The sequence below is a fragment of the Rhodovulum viride genome (assembly GCF_003265965.1).
In the GTDB taxonomy this organism is placed as follows: Bacteria; Pseudomonadota; Alphaproteobacteria; order Rhodobacterales; family Rhodobacteraceae; genus Rhodovulum; species Rhodovulum kholense.
Genome location: NZ_MUAV01000051.1, coordinates 1 through 7357, shown reverse-complemented (window position 1 = coordinate 7357; position 7357 = coordinate 1). Strand labels below are relative to the sequence as shown.

General features: G+C 70.5%; 6 protein-coding genes. 1 reads left to right on the top strand and 5 read right to left on the bottom strand.

Features of this window, described 5'->3' with window-relative positions; all coding sequences use genetic code 11:
- Window positions 1-105 precede the first annotated feature (105 nt).
- Window positions 106-774, bottom strand: a complete 669-nt coding sequence (locus BYZ73_RS20310) for an ABC transporter C-terminal domain-containing protein (protein WP_108028522.1) — start codon at window positions 772-774, stop codon at window positions 106-108.
- A gap of 56 nt (window positions 775-830) precedes the next feature.
- On the opposite strand from BYZ73_RS20310, the gene BYZ73_RS20305 reads away from it, so the two are divergent.
- Window positions 831-2048 (top strand): hypothetical protein, encoded by a 1218-nt coding sequence (locus BYZ73_RS20305; RefSeq protein ID WP_112317457.1) that lies wholly within the window; start codon window positions 831-833, stop codon window positions 2046-2048.
- Here the strand turns inward: BYZ73_RS20305 and BYZ73_RS24070 are convergent.
- Genes BYZ73_RS24070 through BYZ73_RS20285 form a run of 4 tightly spaced genes read right to left on the bottom strand, consistent with a single transcriptional unit; the run spans window position 1972 to window position 7223 of the window.
- A complete protein-coding gene (locus tag BYZ73_RS24070; RefSeq protein ID WP_108028520.1) occupies window positions 1972-2757 on the bottom strand; it encodes a CatB-related O-acetyltransferase in 786 nt (261 codons plus the stop codon). The two genes, BYZ73_RS20305 and BYZ73_RS24070, sit on opposite strands and share 77 nt — an antisense overlap.
- 23 nt (window positions 2758-2780) lie before the next feature.
- A complete protein-coding gene (locus tag BYZ73_RS20295) occupies window positions 2781-4181 on the bottom strand; it encodes a tetratricopeptide repeat protein (protein ID WP_112317456.1) in 1401 nt (466 codons plus the stop codon).
- A 7-nt stretch (window positions 4182-4188) separates the two neighbouring features.
- Complete coding sequence (locus BYZ73_RS20290; RefSeq protein WP_112317455.1) at window positions 4189-5502, bottom strand: HlyD family type I secretion periplasmic adaptor subunit; 1314 nt, start codon at window positions 5500-5502, stop codon at window positions 4189-4191.
- Window positions 5499-7223, bottom strand: a complete 1725-nt coding sequence (locus BYZ73_RS20285; RefSeq protein WP_112317454.1) for a type I secretion system permease/ATPase — start codon at window positions 7221-7223, stop codon at window positions 5499-5501. Before BYZ73_RS20285 ends, BYZ73_RS20290 begins: the two co-directional genes overlap by 4 nt.
- Window positions 7224-7357: the final 134 nt, after the last annotated feature.

The window sequence follows — 7357 nt, the reverse complement described above, 5'->3', positions numbered from 1 at the left end:
GCGTCCCCAATCCCGCAACGGGAAAAACCGCCTTCGTTACTTGCCGGTTCATGATGTGAATCGTCCTTTGTGTGACAGCGTCAGGAAAGAGCGGGGGCCGATGGCCTAGCCCGCGAAGAGCGACCAGAGGCCCAGCGCCAGCGCGGCGCCGCCCAGCACGAGCGAGGCCACCACCATCCGGCGGAGCCCGGCCAGAGGGTCGGGCGCGGCGGTCCCGCCGGACCCGGCCGCGGTCAGTTCCAGCCGGGCCTGAACCAGCTCGATCCGGTCGAGCGCGCGGGCGATTTCCTGCAGGTCGGCGGGATCGTCATGGCGCGCGAGCGCGCCGCGCAGATCGGCGATCTCGGTGCCAAGCGCCGCGACTCGGGCAAACACGGTTTCCAGAACCCGGCGGTCGGGATCGTCCGAGGGCAGCGCGGCGCCCGTGGCACGCAAAGCCCCCGCGACCCCGTCGCCGGTGATCGCGCGGACCGACAGGGTGAAGGCCAGGCCGGGCTCGACCGGCGGGTCGATCTCGACCGCAAAGCCGTAGCGGCCGGTGCCGATGCCGCCGCGTTCCAGATCGGGCCGGTGGCGGTCGGCGCGGGCCTTGGCGACAAGCCGCCCTTCGCGGTAGATTTCGACCTCGACGGCAGCCGAGGGATCGGCGCGGTCGATGGCCCATCCGGCGATGCGGCCGGGCGCGGGCAGGTCGTAGACGCCATTGACCCGGGTCTGGGGATCGTCGGCGGCGGGCAGGGCCCGGGTGATGTCGGACGGTGCGGCGGCGGTCATGGGACAAGTCTTTCGGAAGGCTGCGGGGTGCCGCTGCCGGGAAGGAGCGGAACGGCATGAGGCGGGGCGCAGGTCTGATCGCGGCGGCGGGACTGGCGGGGCTGGCCCTGGCGGAGTCGCCCGGCGCCGATCCGGTGGCGCCGCTGGACGCCGCGTCGCTGCTGTTCGACTGGAGCGCCGAACGCTGCGGGCGCTGGGACATTCCCGACGCCCCGGCGCGGTTCTGGCGCGACGCGGAGGACCGCATCCACATGATCGCGGGGTCCGACCAGAGCCGCCAGAGCCTTGGCCCGGCCGCCGACCGGCTGGCGCGGGTCTGCGGGGTGGTGCATCGCGGCGGCGAAGACGCCGACCCGGCGGCGCGGAACGACCGGACCTGGGTGTCGTCCATCTTTACCCGCGACGGCGCGCGGATCGAGGCGCTGGGGCATATGGAATATCAGGGCGACCGGCATCCGGGTGCCTGTGCCGCCGGGCGCTACATGGCCTGCTGGCGGAATGCGGTGGTGGCGCTGGAAAGCCGCGATGGCGGGGAGAGCTTCGCCCGCCTGCCGGGCCCGCCGGTCGCGGCGCTGCCCTATCCCTACGATCCCGGCCAGACCCGGCGCAGCGGCTATTTCACGCCCTCGAACATTTTCGAGGCGGACGGGTTCCTGAATGTCTTCGTCTTTGCCGAAGCCTATGGCGCGCAGCGCCGGGGCGCCTGCCTGCTGCGCCGAAGGGGCGATGGCGGGCCGGGCGACTGGCGCGCCTGGGACGGGCAAGGGTTTTCGGCGCGCTTCGCCGATCCCTATCGCGGCGCCGTCGCCGACCCCGACGCGCATGTCTGCGCGCCGCTGCCGGGGCTCGATGCCACGCTGAGTTCGGTCGTCTTTCAGCCCGCGACAGGGCGTTTTCTGGCGGTCTCGCCGCGCGTCGGGCGCGATGCCGGGGGCGCCCGACGGGCGGGGATCTGGGCCTATGTCTCGCGCGATCTGATCCATTGGGACGATCCGGTACTGCTGGTCGAGGCCCCGCTTCTGTGGGCGCGCGATTGCGGGCAGGGCGCGGCCTATGCCTACCCGTCGCTGGTCGACCCGGACAGCCCGTCCCCGATGCTCGACCGGGTGGGCGATCATCTGTGGCTGACACTCACCCGGATGCGGCTTGATGCCGACTGCCGGGTGGGGCCGGAACGGGATCTGATCCGGGTGCATGTCAACTGGCCAGCGCAAGCGGGCTCCCGTCCAGAACTTGCAGCATCCGGTCCGGATCGGCCAGATCCTCGGCGCTGAACACCGGTCCCTGATAGGGCGTCACCGCGCCCGAGGCGGCCATCTCGCCGATCGCGTCGATCGCGCGTTCGATATCGTCGAAGGGCGCGTCGAAGAGGTCGTAGATCGAGAAGCGCCACCATTCCAGCGCCAGAAGCCGTTCGACCACGGGTTCGGGAAAGCGCAGCCGCAGCACCCGGCCGGGGGTGCCGACGACGATGGCATAGGGCGGCACATCCTTCACCACCGTCGCCCGCGCGCCGATGATCGCACCGGCGCCGATGGTGATGCCGGACTTGATGAACGCGCCTTCGCCGATCCAGACATCGGGGCCCAGCACGGTGACCGGACAGCTGCCGGGGAAGGGGCGCTTGCGCCGTTGAAGCGACGGCGCGTCCTCGCCCGCCATCAGCCGGTCCCAGCCGTTGACCTGCGGAAAATAGGCGGTGCGCGACGAGGTCAGCCAGTTGGTCGGATGTTCATGGGTGCCGATGACCACATTCTTGGCGATCGAGCAGTAGCGGCCGATCTCGGCATTGTTGATCTGGCTGCCGCTGAGATTGCAGAAGGCGCCCAGGCGCAGGATCGAGCCGGCCGGTACCGTGGCATGGATGGCCGTCGGACCCTCGACCCAGGAGCTGGGGTGCAGATGTCCGGTCTTGGCAAGGCCCGACAGCCGAAGGCCGGCGGCCTGGACTCTGGCCGATTGGGCAGGCGTGAGATTGAGCATCCTTCAATCGTCCCTTCTTGAACTCATACGGTGGCACCCGCCGGGGGCGGGCATTGCGACAGGGCGGCCTCAAGGGCCCGCTTGATGCCCGGATGGCCGGGCTTCATGCTCAGCGCCTCGCGCTGAACGTCGGCTGCGGCGGCCGGCTCGGCACATGCGGCCAGCACGATCCCCAGGAAATGGCGGTATTCCCAGTTGTCGGGTTGCAGCGCGCAGGCTTCGCGCGCGGCGGCGAGGCTTTCCTGGTTGCGTCCGAGCCGCAGCAGGAACTCGCCCGAGGTGCGGTGGAGGCCGGGCTGGCGGGGGGCGCGGGCGATGGCCCGGGCCAGCGTCGCGGCCGCGTCCTCAAGCCGGTCCTGTCGCCCCAGCAGCCGCGCGTCGCGGATCGCGATCTCGGCCTCCAGCCGTTCAATCTCGCGCCCGCGTTCGACCAGAAGCGCCGCGGCCACCCGCGCCAGCGTTTCGGTGTCGGGCACGGCCGGGTCGGCGGTCTCGGGATAGGCGCTGAAATCTTCGGAAAAAAGCGTGGCGCGATCCGGGAAATGACGGGCCGCGACGGCCGCGTTCGACGGGCGGAACGCCTTGTAGAAGGTTTGTGCCGCGGCCCGCGCCGGGCGCAGGCCCTTGCCGGGAAAGCCCGCGGACAGGCTGGCGACCAGCTGGCCGCGGATCGCCCAGTCCTCGGGTGTGCTGCCCTCGCCGAAGTGGCGGTTGAGGCTCAGCAGGAAATGCTGGGCCTCGGGCGAGATCGCCCCGTTTTCATCGGCCACCGGGGCGAAGGCCTCGGGCGGGCCGATCTGCCACTGATCGAGAAAGTCGTCGACGATGCTGCCGCCGGTCAGGCTGGACCGTTCGAAGATGCGGACCGAAACCGCGTCCTGCCCGAAGACCTTTTCCCAGAGCCCGAGGAAGCGGTCATAATTGTAATAGGGGTTTTCGGGGTCGGGGATGCCGATGATCCGGTCGGGCACCGCGCCGCTTTTCAGCACGGTCGAATAGAGGCTGAGCGCGATCTGGTCCTGCCGCCGCAGATAGACCGACACCCGGATCTCGTCGAAATGGGGCGCGAGGAAGTCGCGAAGTCGCTGCACCTCGGTTTCGGAGACAAGGCGGCTGTGGCAATGTTCGCTGCAGAAGATCGCTGTACCGCTGCCGTCCAGATCCTCGGCCGCGGCGGCCCTGAGCCGCGCGCGCATCGCCGGAATGTCGGCGGCCGCGATGCCGCCGAAGGGGTGCTTGAGACTGTCGGGCCGGTCGGCATCCATCGCATAGGCGGCCAGGCCGGTATGGTTGAGGGCGCCGCAGAAGCGCGGATAGACGAAGCCGCGCGCGGCCAGCGCCTCGCGATTGGCCGCCAGGAAGGTCTGAAGCGTCGTCGTGCCGGTCTTCTCGGTGCCGATTTGCAGAATGGCCTTGCGGGTCATGCGCAGCTCACTCCTCGTTGAAGGCGCGCCGGAAGTGACGCAGGATCGGTTCGAGCAGATAATCGCCCGCCCTTCGTTCACCGATCGTTAACGTGACCTCGACCGGCATGCCGGCGGTCAGCGCCACGCCGTCGAGCTCGGCCACGCTGTCGGGATCGAGCGTCACCCGGGCCTCGAAATAGTTCGCGCCGGTCTGCGGGTCCTCCAGCAGGTCGGCCGAGACATAGGACACCTCGCCGGTCACGGTGGGCGCGTCGGACCGCTTGAAGGCGGTCAGCCGCACCTTGGCGGGCACGCCCCGATGCAGCGTGTCGATGGCGTCGGGGGGCAGCTTGACCAGTGCCACAAGCTGGTCGTCGCGGGGCAGGATCTCCATCAGGGGCTGGCCCGATCCCAGCACGGCACCGGGGGTCACGGTATTGATCTCGACCACCTTTCCGGCCTGCGGCGCGCGCAGGTCGAGCCGGGCGCGCACGTCTTCCATGGCGCGGATCTGGCTGTCGAGCGCGGCCAGACGGGTGCGGGCCTCGGTTTCGCTGGTGGCGATCTCGGCCAGCCGCTGCTGGGTCAGCGCGACCAGATCGGACCGCGCGCGGGCGATGTCCTGACGGGCGGCCTCGACCAGCCCCGCGCTTTCGTCGCGGTCGCCCGCGAGCGAGGCAATGGCTCGGTCCAGATCCAGCAGGTCGCGCTTGGGCGAGGCGCCGCGGTCGACCAGATCGGCCACCATGCGGCGTTCGTCCTCCCACAGCTGAACCTGTCGCTCGGCCGCCTTGCGCTGACCCTCGTTGGCGGCGATCTGGCCTTCGAGCTGGGCGATCTGGCGGTTCAGCGAATCGATCTGGGCGCCATGGGCGCGCTGGCGCGCCTCGAACAGCCGCGTGGTCTCGGCGATCTTGTCGGTGCGGGTGCAGGTGTCGCAGGGTGGCGCCGTGGCCGGGTCGAGCGGCCGGTTCTCTTCTTCCGCGGCAAGCCGCCACAACGCGAAGCGGGTCGCGTCGCGGTCCGAGCGCAGCTGCGCCAGCTTCTCGTCGGTCTGGGTCGGGTCAAGCCGGGCCACGACCTGACCGGCCTCGACCATGTCGCCCGATTGCACCAGCAGCCGGGCGAGGATGCCGCCTTCCAGATGCTCGACCGTCTTGCGCTCGCTGTCGGCATGCAGAACCCCGTGCGACACCAGCGCCGCGTCAAGCCGGGCGGTCATCGCCCAGCCGGTCAGGGTCAGGCTCAGCGCCAGCGCGACGCCCAGCGCCGCCCAGACCACGGGCCAGTAGGACGGCAGCGGCGGGTCCTCGGGATCGAAATGCAGAACATCGGTCATGACGCGATCTCCCGGCGGCGGCGCGGCGGTTGCGGGCGCTGCGGCGTCAGGGCCTGCATCACCTCGTCGCGCGGGCCGAATTGCACCATCGCACCGTCCTGCAGCCGCAGCAGCCGGTCGGCGCGGTTCAGGATCGACATGCGCTGGGCCACGACGACAACGGTCGCCCCGGCGGCGCGGGCGGTTTCGATGGCGGCGACGAGCGCCGCCTCGCCCTCGGCGTCGAGGTTCGAGTTGGGTTCGTCCAGCACGATCAGCCGGGGCGTGCCGATCAGCGCGCGGGCCAGCGCGATGCGCTGGCGCTGGCCGCCGCTCAGCGGATGGCCGCCGCTGCCCAGGGGCGTCGCATAGCCCTGCGGCAGGCTGCCGATCAGCTCGTGCACCCCGGCGGCACGGGCGGCGCGCACCACCGCGGCCATGTCATGGTCGCCGAACCGGGCGATGTTGTCGCGCACGGTGCCGGTCAGCAACGTCGGTTCCTGCGGCAGGTAGCCCACGGCGCGGCCGAAGCTTTCGCGTTCATGGGCGAAGGTGCTTTGCCCGTCGAGGTAAAGCCCGCCGGCGCTTGGCTGGGCGATGCCGACGATCAGCCGCGACAGCGAGGACTTGCCCGCGCCCGAGGGGCCGATCACCCCCATCATCATCCCGCTTTCCAGGCTGAAATTGATGTTCTGCAGCACCGGCCGGCTGCCGCCGCCGGGGGCGAAATAGCTCAGCCGCTCGGCCACCAGGCGACCCGATTCAATCTCGACCGGGGTCGCGGAGCGCGCGGCCACGCCGTCACGGGTGACGCCTTTCAGCCGGTCCAGAACGGCGCGCGCCTCAAGCCATTGCTTCCAGCCCGAGGCGGTCTGTTCGAAGGGCAACAGCAGCCGCCCGGTCAGCACCGTGGCGGCGAAGATCGTCGAGGCCGAGACCTTGTCCTCGATCACCAGATAGGCGGCCGAGCCGATCACCGCGATCTGCAACACCACGCGCAGCGTCCGGGTCAGCGTCGACAAGAGCCGCGCGAGCTTTGCCCCGCGTTCGGACATCTCGATGGCGCGGTTCTGCGCCAGGCGCCAGCGCCGGGCCAGCGCGGGCAGCATGCCCATGGCGGTGATCAGTTCGGCATGGCGGATCGCCTCGGCGGTCTCGCCATTGACCCGGGCGGTGGCCTGGGTGCCCTCTTTCGAGGGGCCGCGCAGCAGGAGTTCGGTCGCGATGGCCGCAACCCCCAGCGCCAGCGCGCCGCCAAGCCCGACAAAGCCGTAAACCGGGTGCAACAGAAAGAGCGCCAGCAGGAAGACCGGCGCGAATGCCAGATCGAGCGGCAAGGCCAGCGCCCCCCCGGCCAGAAAGGCGCGCAGTTCCGAGACGTCCTGCATCGCGCCGCTGGCGGCCTGGGGGCCCTTGGTCAGGCTCGATTCGATGGCGGCCTCGAAGACCGGCCGACCCAGCCGCGCGACCGCCCGGTTGGCGAGGATCACGAAGATCCGCTGGCGCATCACGTCCAGCAGGGTCTGGAAGGCCAGAAGCGTCAGCGCGAGGATGGCCAGCGCCGTCAGCGTCTCGACGCTGCCGCTGGACAGCACCCGGGAATAGACCTGGATGGTGAAGAGCGGCAGCCCCAGATGCAGCAGGTTGACGAAAAAGCCGACCGCGCCTGCCGCGACACCGCCGTGCAGAAGATCGCGCAGCGTCTCGTCGAGACGCCCCGCCGGATCGGCGCGCCGCATCATTCGGCGGCCACCGGTCCGGTGCGCCGGTCGTTCCGGCGCGCCAGCAGCTTGCCGAACAGTTCGGCATGGCGGGCGCCAGCTCGGCGGCGATGCCGTGATCGGCCGCGAAGATCGTCAGCTCGCAGCCGTCCATC